Below are 16,666 nucleotides of genomic sequence, written 5' to 3' on the forward strand. Positions count from 1 at the left end.
CCCCTAATTTAGATAGGTTTTTATGAATAAAAATCGGTAATTTTATAAATTAAAAAGTGGTAGAAGCTCATATTGACGGTGTTTATATCGACGCATTACCAGTACATATTTGGTTCTTTTAAACAGTAATCTTCTGATAAAGTTGTCGTTAACCAATACGGCTACTGTTTAAGAAGCCATATTGGTGATAATCGCCACGTAACGCCGTAAACTTCACTGGTGAATTGCCCTGATCAGTAATTTTTTCATTAAGGCATTCTTTTAAAATCCATGGTTCTTCAATACCCAGAGGTTGTAAGTTTAAAATAGCGTCAATACGTTTTTGACTGGTCTTAAAATCTCCTGCAATCTCTTGAATAGTTAAATTAGAACGCATCACCGCTTCCTGAAATTCTCTAATAGTTGCTTTTTGTTGACTATAGGTTAATGACATAACTTCTACCTCATTTAATCATATATAGGTTTATATTATATCACTTTTATGACATATCACTTTCACAAATCGATTAAGAAATCGCTAAAACTAACCCAGCCGATAAATATTTTTCCTAATAAAAAACCTACTAGATCAAAGCTAGGCTCGTCTAGTAGGTCAAAAATTCATTTATTCATCATCTTTAGTAATACCGTAAGCATCCACTAATTCAACATTTCGTTCTTCGCCGGCGTGTAAGTCACCGCTCATTTGATAAAACTCAATTAAGAACTCATCTTCAGTGACAGTATAGACTGCAAAGTTTTGACTTTCTGATTGACGATAGTTTTCGTGTTTATAGTCAAACTTAGGTGACTCATCAGGTTGTTGAGCAACATCGAATAAGTCATTCCAAAGGTCCACATCCTCTTCAGTCATCCAGTCTAATTTTGGACGAACATTATGCACATGTTCAGCACCTTTTTGGTAAATCGCATCATAGGCTTTTGTTCCAGATGAGTTTGGAATCACGTAAGTCACCCCATCAGGATTAACGTGGTATTCAACACCATCAATTTCAGTCTTCTCCGTATCCTCTACTTCACCATAAGAGAAATTATCTCCTGTATATACTAAGGATTTCGTTCTCGTTAAGTTGTGGTCATGTCCTTGTAAAACGATATCCACCCCTAGTTCATCTGCCAATTTAGCAAACTCTTCGCGGGTAACTTGGACATCATCGTCCTGCAATGCATGGTAAGAAGCTGAGTAGATTGGTTTATGGTAAGCAAGTACAATCCAATTTGCCCCATTATCACGTGCCGTTTGAATATCCTCTTTCGCCCAGGCCATCTGTTCTTGACCAATTGCACCAGATTCTGGATTATCCTCAGATTCCTTATTGTCATTCGTATTTAAGACAACAAAATGCGCCCCATTGTAGTCATAAGAATAATATGATCCACCTGAAACTGCATCATTCGTTACAGGTACATTGGTATGTTCGTTAAAGGCTGTTAAGTCTAAATCACCACCATGAACAGTATATTCATCATGGTTTCCTGGCGTATAAGCATGTGGTAAGTGCAAGTTTTGTTCCTGAGACATATCTAAATTGTCTACCCACTCATCCTCTAATTCTGCAATTTCAACAAAGTCACCAGTATGTAAAGCAAAATTCGCATCTGGCGCCACTTCCATCGCATGCGCTAAGGTATCTGCACCATAAGCAGCTTCATTATTCACATTGGCATTCCAATAAGCGTTTTGTGTGTCCGTATAATGAATGAATTGGAACTCATCATCGTCAACAGCTGATGTATTAAAAGAGCCCGTTGCTGAATAGCCACCCTCATCAGAACCCACTTGATAGTAGTAAGTTGTACCAGCTTCTAACTCTTCAGCTTCAGCTTTATAACTATATTCTTCAACTTCTTGAGTATAAAGATAGCCTAAATTACCACCATCAGAAGTCCATTCAGTATTATCGCGGTCAATTTGTTCATCTGTAAAGTAACCTAATACTTCTTCAGGTTGCCCTTCATCGTCTAGAATTTTTTCACCTTCTTCATCAGTTGTCACCGATGCATAGATATAATAGCCATTTTCATCGCGTTCAGCATAATCTGACGTAACTGGGCTAGCTTCTGCAGTAAATTCAATCGCATCTGACATATCTTCAGAAGTCGATACTTTTACTTTAGCATCTGACATCTCTTCCGTTGTATACCAATTAAAGCCCATTGTTGATGAAGTATCTGTTAATAAATTTGTTGCGATTCGGTTAGGTTCATTGCGAACTGGGACCGGTGCAACTTCTGGTTTTTCATCCTGTAAATCAATTAAATCTAGACCATTTTCTTCTCCGTAAACTGGATCAACCTCACTACCTTCATCTGAAGATGCCGTAGCAAGGTCACTTGCACTCGTTGCTTCAGCAGTCGCTTGACTACTAGTATCACTTTCGTTCGCTTCGTTTCCTTGCCCTTGTCCACAAGCAGCCAATAAAATCACCGATGACAATAAAACGCCCCAGCGCTTCAACTTCAATTCTTTCATTAAACGGTTCCCTCTCCTTAAAATGCTTTTCAATTACCAACACTTTCTATATCACCTTAACAAAGTAAGGTTAATTCCTTGTAATGTCTTAGTAAAAATTATGTAAATAGCATGTTAAAAGTACAATTTATTACTAAATGAATGATTATATATACATTTTGTTCATACATACAACACCAATCGCTTAGAAAATATTTTTGAAATCGCTTGCAATATCATTCTATTGTATGTATAATTCTATTTAAAATTATGTATAGACATATGAATGGAGTTGTTTAGATGAATTATCGTTTTCCAGAAGGTTTTTGGTGGGGTTCAGCAATATCGGGTCCGCAAACTGAGGGACGCATTAAAGATGATGGTAAAGGTGACAATATTTGGGACCACTGGTACCGCGAGGATCCTAGCCTATTCTTTGACCAAGTTGGGCCAGAAGAAACCTCAGCAGTTTACAGCCACTATAAAGAAGATATCCAACTGATGAAGGCTACTGGCCATAATTCAATGCGGACGTCAATTCAATGGAGCCGACTCTTCCCAGAAGGTCGCGGTGACATCAACCCTAAAGCGGTTGCTTTCTACAATGAATATATTGATGAATTGATTGCGAATGACATTGAACCTTTTATCAACCTTTACCACTTTGACATGCCCCTTGCCCTACAAGAAATTGGTGGCTGGGAGAATAAGGAAGTTGTTGAGGCTTACGTAAATTACGCGAAGACTTGTTTTGAGTTATTTGGTGACCGAGTGAAAAAATGGTTTACCCACAACGAGCCGATTGTCCCTGTTGAAGGTGGTTACCTTTACAAATTCCACTACCCAGCTGTTGTTGACATGAAACGTGCTGTTCAAGTGGCTTACCATGAAAGTTTAGCTTCCGCTAAAGCCATCAAAGTCTATCGTGACTTAAACCTTGATGGTGAAATTGGGATTATCTTGAACCTAACGCCTAGCTATCCAAGAGATGCCAACAATCCTGAAGATGTAAAAGCTGCCAGCCTAGCCGATGCCTTTTTCAATCGGTCATTCCTAGATCCAGCTATTCGTGGTGTCTTTCCTGAAGATTTAGTATCACTACTAAAAGATTTGGACTACCTACCAGATTATACTGCGGAAGAATTGGCTATCATCAAAGAAAATACCATCGATTTATTAGGTATTAACTACTACCAACCACGTCGTATCAAACAAAAAGAATCTAGCGAACGACTATCTGACAAGCCAATGCCAGACGATTACTTTGACAATTACATTTGGCCAGACCGCAAGATGAACCCTTACCGTGGTTGGGAAATCTATGAAAAAGGGATTTACGATTGTTTAATTAATGTACGCGATCATTATGGGAACATCCCTTGCTTTATCTCGGAAAATGGGATGGGCGTTGAAGGTGAAGCGAAATTTAAAAATGCAGACGGCATGATTGAAGATGATTATCGAATTGACTTTTTAAAAGGTCACTTAACTTATGTGCATCAAGCTATTGAAGAAGGTTGTAACGTCAAGGGTTACCATCTTTGGACTTGTATGGATAACTGGTCATGGATGAATGCTTACAAAAACCGTTATGGCCTCATTTCAGTTGACTTAGATAATGATAAAAAACGGACGATTAAGAAAAGTGGTTACTGGTTTAAAGAAGTTTCAGATCGAAATGGTTTCTAAATATTGGGTTTTATAGAAAGGAATAAATCATGAATAATATCATTGATAAACTAGCTGAGTCCCTCACACCTTTTGCCGCTAAATTAGGTAACAACCGTTACCTAACTGTCCTTCGTGATGCCTTCATGCTGGCATTTCCACTGACTATGTTTGGGTCAATTGTCGTAGTATTCAATAACCTACCCTTCTTCCCAGATGCATTAAAGGGTTCATTGGGTACTTTACTAGGTAATGGTCAAAATGCCACTATGTCTATCATGACAGTCTTCGTAGCTTTTGGTATCGGTTATTATTTAACTAAGTCATATGATGAAGATGGCGTCTTTGGTGGTGTTGTTGCCCTAGCATCCTTCTTAATTTTAACACCTTTTAACTTCTTAACCGCTGAAGGCGTAGAAGTTGCTGGTGCCCTAACGACTGATCGTTTAGGTGCAAAAGGGATGTTTATTGGGATGCTAGCAGCCTTTTTAGCAACTGAGATTTATGTCCGCATCACAAAAAAAGGGATTAAAATCACCATGCCTGACGGCGTGCCAGATGCTGTCTCTCGCTCTTTTTCTTCATTAATACCTGCCATTTCAACCCTAACAGTATTTTTATTAATCAACGCCGCTGTAGTTGGGTTATTCAATACTAACCTACATGACGTCATTTATACCTTTATCCAACAACCACTAACAGGTTTAGGATCAAGTTTACCTGCGACACTACTTGCCCTATTCTTAATACAAATCTTATGGTTCTTTGGTTTACACGGTCAAGTAATCATCAACTCAGTATTAGACCCAATTTGGCAAACATTATCATTAGAAAATTTAGCTGCCTATGAAGCTGGTCAAGAATTACCACATATCATCACTAAATCATTCATGGATACATTTACTGTTAGTCTTGGTGGTACTGGGATGACATTAATGGTCGTCATCTTAATGGCTTTCGTGATGAAGAGCAAACAATTGAAAGAAATCGGTAAATTAGGCCTTGGTCCTGGGATCTTTAACGTAAACGAACCGGTTATCTTTGGTTTACCAATCGTATTGAATGCTTCTATGGTCATTCCTTGGGTGCTTACGCCTTTAGTAGTAACAATCTTTAACTATTTCATGATGGCTTCTGGTATTTTCCCTGCAACAACAGGGGTTGTTGTACCTTGGACTATGCCACTCTTCTTCTCTGGTATGATGGCTACCAACTCTGTAATGGGCGGAATCTTACAATTAATTGATGTCGTCATTGTTGCAGCCATTTGGTTCCCATTCTTAAAAGTACAAGATAAGACCAACTTAGCAATGACTACTGAAGAAGCATAACACTACCTTATTCCCTCCCAACAGGCGCTGTGACAATGTCACAGCGTCTTTTCTATTACAATATTCATTTAGCCTTCGGCTTTTGCTTTTTCCTATCATTACCTTAAAATTAGGATGTGATGCAGGATGTTCAGACAGGAGACTTCTAACGCATTTAAGCGAGTATATGCTAAAGCATCAACTCGCTCATAAGATGGAAGAGTATTGCGTATCACACAAGGTGTGATGCAAGGTAAGCTAAAATGAAATTACTTTAAAACTTTAAGTTAATTGTAAGATGCAAGTGTCAATGTTCATAAAGCATACTCTACGGATGTAAGCGAGTAAGTGCTAAAGCGCCAACTCGCTTATAATCTGAAGCGGAAACCTGTCTATCCTGCAAAGCTCAACTTGCGGTGGGACCGCCCTTAGCCTTGGTCTAATGGCTTGACTGACTATACATTCTGTAAGGCGTAAACGCCAAACAGAATGACATACGTCAGATCATCCTCCTTCACCGCGAAGGCATGATAGGAAAGCGTCAGCCTCAAGCATAAGTATGCAATGGCTAATACTAGACGTCACCCTTTCCAATATAATTTTAAAACTGTAACATCTAATTATTTAAACCAAATTAATGATGTATGAATATGTTTATTCCAGTATTTTTTATCTCATAGACCTTTAGATACTAAAGTGATTAAATATAAGGTATATGATAGTGCTTAATTAAAGTAATGAAATGAATAAATGGATTCTAAAAAGGAGATATTTTATGACAGAGGTAAATTTAATACATGGATGGGTTTTAACCTATCAAGATAATGCTGATATTGTGGTGGCGGTGAATCAAGCTGGAAATGTTGCGATTACATATGCGACTAAGGCTTTTGGTGAAGTTCAGACTTTACTATTCACCATTACTGAAGACAAGATAGCTATTTTGAATCTCCCTTTCGTTTTCGAAAATTTGACTATTTTGGCAGACAAGAAAGAGATTACTTTTGATGTGATATCAATACCAGGGTAATTCAATTTAGGTTAGACTTAAAAGTCTATTTTTCATAGACATATTTGGACTAAGTCTATACATTGTATTATAATGGATTAGAAAATAGCGTTTGAATTAGGAGGATACACTTGAATAAGTACGAAGAAATTGCCAATGAGTTGCGTCGCCGTATCAGTGAGGGTGAGTATGCTGAAGGTGAGATATTGCCGGATCAAATTGAATTAGCGAAAGAGTTTAATGTAAGCCGGATGACTTTAAAGAAAGCCATTGATATGATTGCTATGGAAGGCTTAATCTTTAAGAAACGTGGTGTTGGGACCTTTGTACTGAAAAGCAGTTTATGGAACAACGGTGATTCAAAAATTGATGACTATAATGGTTTGACTGAACAATTTGGTTATCGTCGTATTGAATCGAAAAAAATCAATTTTGATATCGTATTTCCGGATGAAAAACTACAAACCTTACTAATGGTTGGCGCTAGTGATCCAGTTTATCACGTCCAACGTTTACGAATTATTGATGACAAACCTTATATTCTAGAAGATTCTTACTTTGTCGCTTCACTTATTACACAACTAAAAGCGGAACATCTAGAGGGTTCTATTTATGGTTATATTCGTGATGAATTAGGCCTAAAAATTGGTGGTGCTTATCGGAAAATCCATGCAGACACAGCTAATGAACTGGATATTCAAGAGCTAAATTGTGATATCCACACTCCTGTGCTTGAAGTGGAGCAAGTTGTTTATTTAGATAATGGGACACCGTTTGAATACTCAACTTCAAGAAATCGTTTTGATACGCGTTCTTATACTATTACCGATATCGTTGGTAATCATTAATACCATATATCTTAAGGAGAGACTATCGTAAGCTCTCCTTTTTTAATATAGAGAATAATAATGAAAACGTATTAACTCGCTTTCATTTACTTTGGAGTAATGGTATGATAAAAATTAGATTAAAATTACACTTATTGTCTAATGAAAATATCATTTAATGGTCTTTTTTGTCTTTCAATAGTAAGGGAGGAGATTTACATGAAAAAACAATATGCATTTTATGCTGTGACGGCTGCATTAGTTGTTGCTATTTCTTTATTCATTATTATTCCTATTCCAGCATCAAATGGCTTCTTCACATTCGCGGATGTGGGGATTGTGACTGCTTCAATGGTTTTTGGACCGGTGGGTGGTTTGGTTGTCGGTGCTATGAGTGGTGGTTTAATTGACTTACTTTCAGGCTATGCACAGTGGATTATTTTCTCAGCTGCTATCCACGGCGCACAAGGCTATATTGCTGGTTTAGCCAAAGATAAAAGCCGTAAAGAACAAGTTTTATACTTAGTTTTATCAGCGGTTGTCATGATTGTCGGCTATGCAATTGCTAGCTGGATTTTATATGGTACTGCAGCAGCAGCTATCGCTGGATTATTTACCAACATTTTACAATCTGGTATTGGTATTTTAGTTGCTATCCCAATCAGCATCCGGTTAAAACCAGTTATTGAACGTTACCTATAAAAATGAAATGACCACTAGCACAATGGATATGTGTTAGTGGTCATTTTTAGTTTGTCATTATCAGTTATTCTAAGCGAGCATTTCTAGAGCTTCGTTTAAGACTTTTTCACCCTTCATCATGCCGTAGTCTTGCATATTAATTACTGCAAGTTTTGTATCTGAGTCAGCTAGTTTACCAGCAAATTCTTTTTCCATATATTTAACTTGTGGGCCAAGCAATAAAACATCGATATCTTTATTAGCTAAATTGTTATCTGCATCAGAAGCTGAAACGGCAAAGATTTCCGCATCTACCCCCTTCTCTTCAGCTGCCTTTTTCATTTTTGAAACTAATAAACTTGTGCTCATTCCAGAAGCACAAACTAACATAATTGTTGTATCTGCCATTTATTTCTCCTCCATTTTTTGGTAAACATCAATAATTTCTTTCGCCATATCTTTAAAAGCAATAGCTGTCATTAAATGATCTTGTCCATGCACCATTAGTAAAGACACAGCTACTGGATCTCCACTAGCCTCTTGTGTCAATAAGGCTGTTTGTGCATGATGAGCTTCAATCAAAGCAGCTTCCGCATTATTTATACTATCGTTAGCGCTTACAAAATCACCCGTTTTAGCGTATTCCATTGCTTCGATAGCTTTCCCTTTCGCATCTCCTCCATGCATAATGAGTTGCATGATAGCTTCCAAATTCTTAGGTTCTTCCATTCAAAAGACTCCTTCTTTATCGCTTATTTATCTATTATGTATATACATAATAATCGTTATGTTCATACATATGTTACTTGGATTTATTTTACCACACTGATCACTAGATTAAAACCCTTACATAGTTGAAATTACAGTATTATTATCAGCTAATTGAAAATGAAAATCTTGCTGTAACAAATGAATAATTCATATCATACGACTGTATTTCTCATATATGTTATGATGAAATTAATCAAAAATAATGGGGGTATTTATAATGAGCCAAGTACTTGTTGAAATTTGTTTACGTGTTAGAGATATTGATGCGACTTTAGACTTCTATACAAATCTATTTGATTTTGAGGTAGCTAGCCGCAGAGAGTTTCCGGAGAATAAATTTGATTTAATCTACTTAAACTCACCAGGTTCAAATGTCCAAATCGAGTTGACTTACAACTACGACGCAGATCCATATACTATCGGAGACGGCTTTAGTCATTTAGGTGTTACTGTTGATGATTTAGAAGCAATGCATGAAATTTGTAAAGCTTCTGCCTATGAAACTGGTGACTTAAAAGGCCTTTCAGGTGGTACACCATCATACTTCTTCGTGACTGACCCAGATGGTTACCGTATCGAAGTTAAACGTAAAAAATAATCACATATTCAAATCACGCAAAAGGCCTTACCCTAGTTTAACCGCTAAGGTAAGGCCTTTTAATTATGACTTCGACCAAATTGAAAAGCCAACTTCAGTATCCTCATAATACTTATCACCATATTTCATGATCAGTAAAGCATACCAAAGGTCACCTACACAACCTGCGAAATGGATGCTCGCCATTGTGACAAAGAATGTTGCGTTAATTAAGCCCACTTGATAAGCCGAAAATAAGGCTACCGAAATCAAGATGCATGGTGAAAGGATGATAATCAAGAACTGCCACCAAGTATATCTAGTACCTGGATTGGTGGCATAAGCCATCCCATTTTTGAAACCAAATTTGATTTTACCAGTATCTGAAAACACTTTGAAAAATAATCCGTGAATCAATTCGTGTATAGTGATAATCAAAAAATAAGCTAAGAAGAATAAGGCTAGGTTAAGCAACAATTGCGGTATAGGCATAAAAGGAAAAAACAGAAAAATCGGATCACCCATTGTTAGCCGGCTAAAGATAAAGGCCCCTAATAAAAATAGTGGCAACGAAGCGACGTTCAAACCGATAATCACCTTTTTATCTGCTAGCACATTGTATTCTCGTATTCGTTCCACGTTAACCTCCAATATGGTATCTAACCTTTTTAATCGTCACAGTGTTACATACCTTATATGCTAACATACCGGAAAAAATCTATAAATTAGCTACTTCATCTCGTAATTTCTTATAGCGGTGCCAGTTAATAAATGAGCCCAATAAGAATGAGGCAACTAATATGACAAGTAACCAACCAGAAAAAATTCTCATTAGGGCAAATGGGGTTTCGAAGGCAAATGCACTCCAGAATTTAGCCCCTGTCATTTGCCATAGTCCTGGTGTTAAGTAGGCTGATTTAAAAGTATAGAAGTTTAATAAATCTACTAGTTCTAGATTTAATATGATTGGTAAAAAACAGATAAATAAGGTCACTAAGTACTTGGCGTATCTTAGGTATAACTGTGCTTTCGAGTCTTCATCAGAATATAAGATGCTATCTCCGCTTGGATTATCCTGTCTAAAATATTGCAGACCATTCCAGCGATTACCATAAATATGGTACCAATCACCGTCTTCATATAAAGATAAGTAGTTTTCATATGCTGCTTTGTTCTTGAATTCACGAAAATCAATCCGCGTAAATGGGACGAAGTCGGTTTCAGCTTCACGAAAACGATATACTATGGAGCCAATAGGTATGCTAGCTAGATATAAATGTTTATGTCTTTGTGCGTTTATCCATGCTTCTTCTTTTTCAATATCTGCAAATAAGAATAATTTAAACTTATATGTTGATTTAGACATAGTACCCCTTCTCTCTTAATTAAACAATCGATAACCTAATGCAGTTAAATTGGATAATCTACCAATTTCTGCTTCAAGTACTTCTTTTCCTTTTTCTGTAATTTGATAAACTTTTCGTCGTTTATTTTCGCTAGCTACTTCCTCAATCCAAGCCTGTTTATAAAGATTGTCTAATGCACCGTACATTGTACCGGCTGCAATTTTGACATGATTGTCGCTTAGTTCCTCCACATTTTTGATAATGGCATAGCCATGATGTGGTTCTAGTAAACTCAATAAAATTAAATAGGTTGTTTCTGTAAGTGGTAAAGCGCTGTTACGCATGATGATCATCCCTTATTCATTATATACAGTTGAACTGTATAGTTAGATTATATACAGTAAGACTGTATATTGCAAGTGTCTATTTAAAATTCGCAACTCTTCCATGCAAAAATAGTCAAGAAATCGCTCTAAAGACATTCTCTTATCAGGTAAAATACTATCCAGTAAAAAAAGAAGCTAGCTGCTAGTTCACTAACTCCTTTTACAATTATTCAGTTATGATAGTAAAACCGTGATTGGAAATGGGTGAATAGTTATCAGCTACTACGGACGAAACTACCTAGCATGCCTTAGCAGTGAAAGAGGATGACTGACCCACATCATTCTGTTACGGACTTTAGTACTTACAGAATGAGTCGTCATCCAAGCTCAGAGACTTCGGCTCTGGGTGGTCCCACTGCTCCTCATGCAATGATAGGTAAAGTATAGGCCGAAGGACAAGTTTTTAAGATAATTATTTTCCTATAAGCATGCTATAGATATTATTACTTATCATATCCTATGAAGTTGAGTTCGCACCTCCAGAAAGAACTACGTTTCAGATTATGAGCGAGTTGGTGCTTCAACACTTACTCACTTAAATGCGTAAATTTCGCTTAATTAACATTGACACTTGCATCCTACAATTGAATTAAAATACTTAGAAAGTAACTTTATTTTAGCTTAGTTTGTAGCTGACTGTGTCATCTCCTGCCCTCATCTTCCAACGTTTTCTTTCTGACCGTCGGTGCTCACATCCTATCTTAAAGCGGCTTGCATCTCATGAACGTAGTCGTAAATGTGAGACTTGGCATCATTTCCGTGAGCTTCAACTAAACGCACAATCCCGCTACCTACAATGACGCCATCCGCTTTAGCTGCAATCTCTCTCACTTGACTTGGCTGGTTAATCCCGAAACCGACTGCTACTGGAATATCTGAAACTGCACGAATTTCAGCTACCATCGCAGAAATATCCGTCGTGATATTAGACCGCACACCAGTAACACCCATAGACGATACTAGATAGATGAAGCCCTCTGACTTTTTGGCAATTTCCTTAATCCGGTCTTTAGAAGTCGGGGCAATCAAGGTAATAACCTCAATGCCATACTGACTTGCGACAACCTTCACTTCCTCCTGCTCCTCGAATGGTAAATCAGGAATGATAATACCCGAAATACCAATTTCCTGACACTTGGCGAAGAAATTGTCATAACCGTATACAAAAACCGGGTTTAAATAAGTCATAAAAACTAATGGTACATGTATTTTATCTTTTAAATCAGCCACCATATCAAAGACATTATTCAAGCGCACCCCTGCTGATAAGGCCCGCACACTCGCATTTTCTACGACTGGCCCTTCAGCAATAGGATCTGAGAAAGGAATCCCAATTTCAATCAGGTCAGCCCCTGCTTCTTGGGCAGCTAGGATGTTTTCAGCTGATTGGTCCAGATTGGGATCGCCTGCCATCAAATAGGTAATAAAGGCTTTTTTATTTTGGAATGCTTCAGCTATTTTACTCATAAATCTCTTCTCCTTTATAACGGGCAATGGCTGCCACATCCTTGTCCCCACGTCCTGATAGACAAATCACGATGCTTTGGTCTGGTGACAATGTAGGCGCCAATTTTTGGGCGTAAGCAACAGCGTGGGCAGATTCAATCGCTGGAATAATCCCTTCCATTTTAGATAGGTATTCAAAAGCTGCCACCGCTTCATCATCTGTTACTGGTACGTATTCCGCACGCCCAACTTCATTTAAACGGGCGTGTTCTGGCCCAATCCCTGGGTAGTCAAGACCCGCTGAAATCGAATAAACTGGGGCGATTTGACCATATTCATCTTGGCAGAATAAACTCCTCATGCCGTGGAAAATACCTGTCGTCCCCTTGGCCATAGTCGCTGCATGTTGAGTCGTATGAATCCCTTTTCCAGCCGCTTCACAACCAATTAAACGAACACCTTCGTCTTCAATAAAGTGATAGAAAGTCCCAATTGCATTAGATCCGCCACCCACACAAGCAATGACTGCATCCGGCAGTTGACCATGGTTTGCTTGAAATTCAGCTTTAATTTCACGACTGATCACACTTTGGAAATCACGCACCATAGTTGGATAAGGATGTGGCCCCATTACAGAACCCAATACATAATGAGTATCTTCTACCCGATTACTCCACTCCCGCATCGTTTCGTTTACCGCATCCTTCAAGGTTTTGGTCCCCTTAGCCACACTGTTAACCTTAGCCCCTAACAATTCCATCCGAAAGACATTCAAAGCTTGGCGGTCTGTATCTTCTTGTCCCATAAAAATTTCACATTCCATCTTCAATAAAGCTGCAGCAGTTGCTGTCGCCACCCCGTGCTGACCAGCCCCAGTTTCTGCAATTAAACGGGTTTTCCCCATTTTTTTCGCCAACAAGGCTTGCCCTAGGACATTATTAATTTTGTGCGACCCGGTATGGTTCAAGTCTTCTCTTTTTAGATAGACCTTGGCCCCGCCTAAATCAGCCGTCATATTCTCTGCATAATATAAACGCGACGGACGACCCGCATAATCATTTAATAAAGTCGTCAACTCCGCCTGAAATGCCTCATCATTCTTATAAAAATTGTAGGCTTCCTCCACCCGTTGCACTTCAGCCATCAAGGTTTCTGGGATATACTGGCCACCAAAGTCGCCAAATCTACCATTAGTCATGTGTTACCTCCCGTATTTTCGCTACGAATTCCTGCATTTTCACTGGATCCTTTACCCCGTCTGTTTCAAGTGACGACGATGCGTCTACCGCATAAGGCCGAACCACTTTTAAGGCCTCTTCAATATTTTCAACCCCTAAACCTCCAGCCAGAAAAAAGGGCTTCTCTTGGTATGCTGACACCATTTGCCAATCAAATACCTTGCCTGAACCACCGCGGCTAGGACTTAAGCTGTCGAATAATAAATAGTCCGCTTGGTTAGGCGCAACTACCAAGTCATCACCAACTGCTACCGACTTAATAATTTCTTGGTCAACTTGACCTTTCAACTGGTCAATATAAGTGGCATCTTCTTCCCCGTGAAGTTGAATAACATCAATAATGCCTGCTTTACAAATGGCCACAATTTTTTCAATTCTTGCATTCACAAAGACCCCCACCGTTTGGATATCACCGGCTAAATCTTTTCTGAATTGCGCCGCTTGGATAGGCTCTACATACCGCTTGGTTCCTTCCACAAAGATAAAACCCACATAATCTGGTTTAGCCGCATTCGCTGCCTCAATATCTTCCGGCCGTCTCAAGCCACAAATTTTCACCTTAACCATTACAAAGCCCCTTTAAGTTCAGTTAATTTCGCTTGCTTATCCTCAGCCAACATCATAGATTCACCGATTAAAACCGCGTCCACTCGGTTGTCATGCAATAATTTGATATCCGCTGCTGTCTTAACCCCACTCTCAGCAACAAATACCGTGTCATCCGGCGTCAGATTTCTCAAGCGAATCGAATTTTGGAAGTCCACTTCAAAGTTATGTAAATTTCGGTTGTTGACGCCAATAATTCGGCTACCCGCTTCAATCGCCATAGCAATTTCATCCGCATCATGGGCTTCTGTTAAAACCGACAAGCCTAATTCGTCCGCTAAGGCAATGTATGCTGCCAACTGGTCTGGACTTAAGATTGCACAAATCAATAGTATAGCGTCCGCCCCGATTGCCCGAGCTTGATAAATTTGATAAGGATCGACAATAAAATCTTTTCGTAAAATAGGAATAGCTACTGCTTGGCTAATTTCCTGTAAGTATTGGTTGCGCCCTTGGAAATAATCTTCTTCTGTTAAAACCGACAAGGCCGTCGCCCCAGCCGCTTGGTAATCTTTGGCAATGTCCACATAAGGGAACTCTTTAGCAATTAAACCCTTTGATGGCGAGGCTTTTTTCACTTCGCATATAAAGGACATGTCCCCTTCTTTCAAGGCTTGTTCAAAAGCAAATGGTGGCAAATGGCGGTCTGGTAAATTTGCTACCAAGTCCGCCAAAGGTGTTGCCAGCTTATCAGCGGCTACCCTTTTTTCACGGGCAATAACGATTTCATCTAAGATACTCATGCATAAACCTCCTGACCAACACGGTTAGTTGCCGCAATAAATTCATCTAATTTAGCTTTAGCCTTACCTGAATCAAGCATTTCTTCAGCTAGACGGACACAGTCGCGTAAAGACAATTCATCTTTACCCATGTACAGGCAGCAAGCGGCGTTCATCACAACAATATTGCGACGGGCACTCTTTTCACCGTTTAAGATATCTAAAGCAATCTGAGCATTCTCTTCTGGGTCTCCACCGATTAGCTCGCTCAATTGACCGCGTTCAAGGCCAAATTGTTCTGGGGTAATAAAGTAGCTAGTCACCTTACCATCATTGACTTCACAAATAGTTGTGGTATCCGTAATTGTAATTTCGTCCAAGCCGTCATGACCGTGAACCACCATTGCCCGTTTCACATTCAATTGGTTTAATACTTGAGCTAGTGGTTCCACTAATTTCTCGTCGTATACACCCAATAACTGTTTGGTTGCACCCGCTGGATTGGCTAAGGGACCTAAAATATTGAACATGGTACGGGCTCCTAATTGTTTACGGACAGGCGCCACATGTTTCATGGCTGAATGGTAAGTTTGGGCGATCATAAAGCAGAAGTCTGTTTCCTCTAAGATTTGTGCACTTTGGTCCGCCGTTAGGAAAATATTTGCGCCCAAGGCTTCCAATACATCCGCTGACCCACATTTACTCGATACTGACCGGTTACCATGTTTGGCTACCGCAACACCAGCAGCCGCAACGACAAAGGAAGAAATGGTTGAAATGTTGAAGGAGTTTAGCTCATCCCCACCCGTCCCAACAATATCAAGGACGTCCTTTTTTGCGGATAATTTAAGGCCCTTATCACGCATGACTTCAGCTGAAGCAGTAATTTCGTCAATTGTTTCACCCTTCATCCGCAAAGCCGCAAGGTAAGCACCCATTTGACTGTCAGTAGCTTCCCCTTCCATCATCTGGCTCATAACTTGGCCTGCCGTTTCTTTAGATAAATCATTGCCCAAAAATAATTCGTTAATCGCCTTGTTAATCATGTGTATTTCCTCCTACTTTAAGAAAATTCTGAATCATCGTTTCTCCTGAAGGTGTCAGTATCGACTCGGGATGGAACTGGACACCAAACATTGGGTATTCACGGTGGCGAACGGCCATTACCTCACCCTTGTCCGATTCGGCAATCACCAGCAATTCATCTGGTAACGTTTGTCGATCCGCAATCAGTGAATGGTAGCGAGCTACTGGCACAACTGGTGGTAACCCTCTAAAAATCTCACTCCCACTCGCCACATGAATGGTCGACTGTTTCCCGTGGACAGCCGGTTGGGCATGAATAATATCCGCCCCGTAAGCTAGACACATCGCTTGAAGTCCTAGACAAACCCCTAAAATCGGAAAATGACTAGCCAATTCTTTGGTGACAGCCACTGTTACGCCTGCATCCTCCGGTCGTCCTGGACCAGGAGAGATGACAATATGTGAAGGATTTAAATCAATAATTTCATCGATGGTGACTTGGTCATTTCGCACAACTTGGATGGCTTCATCCGTATTCTTGCCGATCAATTGGTAGAGATTGTAGGTAAAGCTGTCGTAGTTATCAATCAGTAAAATCATA

19 protein-coding genes are annotated in these 16,666 nt (G+C 39.2%); 6 read left to right on the forward strand and 13 right to left on the reverse strand.

The features are described from left to right. Window positions 1-148: 148 nt before the first annotated feature. Window positions 149-433 (reverse strand): DUF2316 family protein, encoded by a 285-nt coding sequence (locus AWM74_RS02925; protein ID WP_026466588.1) that lies wholly within the window; start codon window positions 431-433, stop codon window positions 149-151. A gap of 171 nt (window positions 434-604) precedes the next feature. Continuing rightward, window positions 605-2,473, reverse strand: a complete 1,869-nt coding sequence (locus AWM74_RS02930) for a purple acid phosphatase family protein (RefSeq protein ID WP_034258337.1) — start codon at window positions 2,471-2,473, stop codon at window positions 605-607. Between the two features lie 279 nt (window positions 2,474-2,752). On the opposite strand from AWM74_RS02930, the gene AWM74_RS02935 reads away from it, so the two are divergent. The 5 genes from AWM74_RS02935 to AWM74_RS02955 all read left to right on the forward strand — a co-directional run bounded on the left by AWM74_RS02935 (window position 2,753) and on the right by AWM74_RS02955 (window position 7,968). Further along, window positions 2,753-4,141 (forward strand): glycoside hydrolase family 1 protein, encoded by a 1,389-nt coding sequence (locus tag AWM74_RS02935; protein ID WP_026466589.1) that lies wholly within the window; start codon window positions 2,753-2,755, stop codon window positions 4,139-4,141. Between the two features lie 29 nt (window positions 4,142-4,170). Then, window positions 4,171-5,451 carry a PTS cellobiose transporter subunit IIC gene (gene celB / locus AWM74_RS02940; RefSeq protein ID WP_026466590.1) on the forward strand — a complete coding sequence of 427 codons (1,281 nt, stop codon included), beginning with the start codon at window positions 4,171-4,173 and terminating at the stop codon, window positions 5,449-5,451. 754 nt (window positions 5,452-6,205) lie between these two features. After that, window positions 6,206-6,460, forward strand: a complete 255-nt coding sequence (locus AWM74_RS02945; RefSeq protein ID WP_026466591.1) for a hypothetical protein — start codon at window positions 6,206-6,208, stop codon at window positions 6,458-6,460. 110 nt (window positions 6,461-6,570) lie between these two features. Beyond that, window positions 6,571-7,287 (forward strand): GntR family transcriptional regulator, encoded by a 717-nt coding sequence (locus tag AWM74_RS02950; protein ID WP_026466592.1) that lies wholly within the window; start codon window positions 6,571-6,573, stop codon window positions 7,285-7,287. Between the two features lie 198 nt (window positions 7,288-7,485). Next, window positions 7,486-7,968, forward strand: a complete 483-nt coding sequence (locus AWM74_RS02955; protein ID WP_026466593.1) for an ECF transporter S component — start codon at window positions 7,486-7,488, stop codon at window positions 7,966-7,968. 69 nt (window positions 7,969-8,037) lie between these two features. On the opposite strand, the gene AWM74_RS02960 is transcribed toward AWM74_RS02955, so the two are convergent. Further along, window positions 8,038-8,355 carry a PTS sugar transporter subunit IIB gene (locus tag AWM74_RS02960; RefSeq protein ID WP_026466594.1) on the reverse strand — a complete coding sequence of 106 codons (318 nt, stop codon included), beginning with the start codon at window positions 8,353-8,355 and terminating at the stop codon, window positions 8,038-8,040. Continuing rightward, window positions 8,356-8,676, reverse strand: coding sequence for a PTS lactose/cellobiose transporter subunit IIA (locus AWM74_RS02965; protein ID WP_026466595.1), 321 nt, complete (start codon window positions 8,674-8,676; stop codon window positions 8,356-8,358). It lies immediately after the preceding gene. Between the two features lie 259 nt (window positions 8,677-8,935). Between AWM74_RS02965 and gloA the strand changes: the two genes are divergently transcribed. Then, complete coding sequence (gloA, locus tag AWM74_RS02970; RefSeq protein ID WP_026466596.1) at window positions 8,936-9,316, forward strand: lactoylglutathione lyase; 381 nt, start codon at window positions 8,936-8,938, stop codon at window positions 9,314-9,316. A gap of 63 nt (window positions 9,317-9,379) precedes the next feature. On the opposite strand, the gene AWM74_RS02975 is transcribed toward gloA, so the two are convergent. The 9 genes from AWM74_RS02975 to AWM74_RS03015 all read right to left on the reverse strand — a co-directional run bounded on the left by AWM74_RS02975 (window position 9,380) and on the right by AWM74_RS03015 (window position 16,665). Further along, window positions 9,380-9,934, reverse strand: coding sequence for a DUF3267 domain-containing protein (locus AWM74_RS02975; RefSeq protein ID WP_026466597.1), 555 nt, complete (start codon window positions 9,932-9,934; stop codon window positions 9,380-9,382). Between the two features lie 79 nt (window positions 9,935-10,013). Continuing rightward, window positions 10,014-10,661, reverse strand: coding sequence for a DUF2812 domain-containing protein (locus AWM74_RS02980; RefSeq protein ID WP_026466598.1), 648 nt, complete (start codon window positions 10,659-10,661; stop codon window positions 10,014-10,016). Window positions 10,662-10,676: 15 nt separating this feature from the next. Next, the gene (locus tag AWM74_RS02985; protein WP_026466599.1) at window positions 10,677-10,988 is read right to left on the reverse strand and encodes a PadR family transcriptional regulator; all 312 of its coding nucleotides are present in this window, start codon (window positions 10,986-10,988) and stop codon (window positions 10,677-10,679) included. Window positions 10,989-11,723: 735 nt separating this feature from the next. Continuing rightward, window positions 11,724-12,494, reverse strand: a complete 771-nt coding sequence (gene trpA, locus AWM74_RS02990) for a tryptophan synthase subunit alpha (RefSeq protein WP_026466600.1) — start codon at window positions 12,492-12,494, stop codon at window positions 11,724-11,726. Then, window positions 12,487-13,671: a tryptophan synthase subunit beta gene (trpB, locus tag AWM74_RS02995; RefSeq protein WP_026466601.1), complete on the reverse strand. Its 1,185-nt coding sequence runs from the start codon at window positions 13,669-13,671 to the stop codon at window positions 12,487-12,489. The genes trpA and trpB overlap by 8 nt, the downstream gene beginning before the upstream one ends. Next, window positions 13,664-14,278: a phosphoribosylanthranilate isomerase gene (locus AWM74_RS03000; RefSeq protein WP_026466602.1), complete on the reverse strand. Its 615-nt coding sequence runs from the start codon at window positions 14,276-14,278 to the stop codon at window positions 13,664-13,666. The genes trpB and AWM74_RS03000 overlap by 8 nt, the downstream gene beginning before the upstream one ends. Continuing rightward, window positions 14,278-15,060, reverse strand: a complete 783-nt coding sequence (gene trpC / locus AWM74_RS03005; protein ID WP_026466603.1) for an indole-3-glycerol phosphate synthase TrpC — start codon at window positions 15,058-15,060, stop codon at window positions 14,278-14,280. The genes AWM74_RS03000 and trpC overlap by 1 nt, the downstream gene beginning before the upstream one ends. Further along, a complete protein-coding gene (trpD, locus tag AWM74_RS03010; protein WP_026466604.1) occupies window positions 15,057-16,085 on the reverse strand; it encodes an anthranilate phosphoribosyltransferase in 1,029 nt (342 codons plus the stop codon). Before trpD ends, trpC begins: the two co-directional genes overlap by 4 nt. After that, window positions 16,078-16,665: an anthranilate synthase component II gene (locus tag AWM74_RS03015; RefSeq protein WP_026466605.1), complete on the reverse strand. Its 588-nt coding sequence runs from the start codon at window positions 16,663-16,665 to the stop codon at window positions 16,078-16,080. Before AWM74_RS03015 ends, trpD begins: the two co-directional genes overlap by 8 nt. Window position 16,666: the final 1 nt, after the last annotated feature.

The organism is Aerococcus urinaeequi, from assembly GCF_001543205.1.
In the GTDB taxonomy this organism is placed as follows: domain Bacteria; phylum Bacillota; class Bacilli; order Lactobacillales; family Aerococcaceae; genus Aerococcus; species Aerococcus urinaeequi.

Excerpts from the sequence above, each read along its gene's own strand:
- celB (WP_026466590.1), top strand. The coding sequence starts at position 4,171 with ATGAATAATATCATTGATAAACTAGCTGAGTCCCTCACACCTTTTGCC.
- gloA (WP_026466596.1), top strand. The coding sequence starts at position 8,936 with ATGAGCCAAGTACTTGTTGAAATTTGTTTACGTGTTAGAGATATTGAT.
- trpA (WP_026466600.1), bottom strand. The coding sequence starts at position 12,494 with ATGAGTAAAATAGCTGAAGCATTCCAAAATAAAAAAGCCTTTATTACC.
- AWM74_RS02955 (WP_026466593.1), top strand. The coding sequence starts at position 7,486 with ATGAAAAAACAATATGCATTTTATGCTGTGACGGCTGCATTAGTTGTT.
- AWM74_RS02980 (WP_026466598.1), bottom strand. The coding sequence starts at position 10,661 with ATGTCTAAATCAACATATAAGTTTAAATTATTCTTATTTGCAGATATT.
- AWM74_RS02930 (WP_034258337.1), bottom strand. The coding sequence starts at position 2,473 with ATGAAAGAATTGAAGTTGAAGCGCTGGGGCGTTTTATTGTCATCGGTG.
- AWM74_RS03000 (WP_026466602.1), bottom strand. The coding sequence starts at position 14,278 with ATGGTTAAGGTGAAAATTTGTGGCTTGAGACGGCCGGAAGATATTGAG.
- trpD (WP_026466604.1), bottom strand. The coding sequence starts at position 16,085 with ATGATTAACAAGGCGATTAACGAATTATTTTTGGGCAATGATTTATCT.
- AWM74_RS02960 (WP_026466594.1), bottom strand. The coding sequence starts at position 8,355 with ATGGCAGATACAACAATTATGTTAGTTTGTGCTTCTGGAATGAGCACA.
- AWM74_RS02945 (WP_026466591.1), top strand. The coding sequence starts at position 6,206 with ATGACAGAGGTAAATTTAATACATGGATGGGTTTTAACCTATCAAGAT.
- trpB (WP_026466601.1), bottom strand. The coding sequence starts at position 13,671 with ATGACTAATGGTAGATTTGGCGACTTTGGTGGCCAGTATATCCCAGAA.
- trpC (WP_026466603.1), bottom strand. The coding sequence starts at position 15,060 with ATGAGTATCTTAGATGAAATCGTTATTGCCCGTGAAAAAAGGGTAGCC.
- AWM74_RS02925 (WP_026466588.1), bottom strand. The coding sequence starts at position 433 with ATGTCATTAACCTATAGTCAACAAAAAGCAACTATTAGAGAATTTCAG.
- AWM74_RS02935 (WP_026466589.1), top strand. The coding sequence starts at position 2,753 with ATGAATTATCGTTTTCCAGAAGGTTTTTGGTGGGGTTCAGCAATATCG.
- AWM74_RS03015 (WP_026466605.1), bottom strand. The coding sequence starts at position 16,665 with ATGATTTTACTGATTGATAACTACGACAGCTTTACCTACAATCTCTAC.
- AWM74_RS02965 (WP_026466595.1), bottom strand. The coding sequence starts at position 8,676 with ATGGAAGAACCTAAGAATTTGGAAGCTATCATGCAACTCATTATGCAT.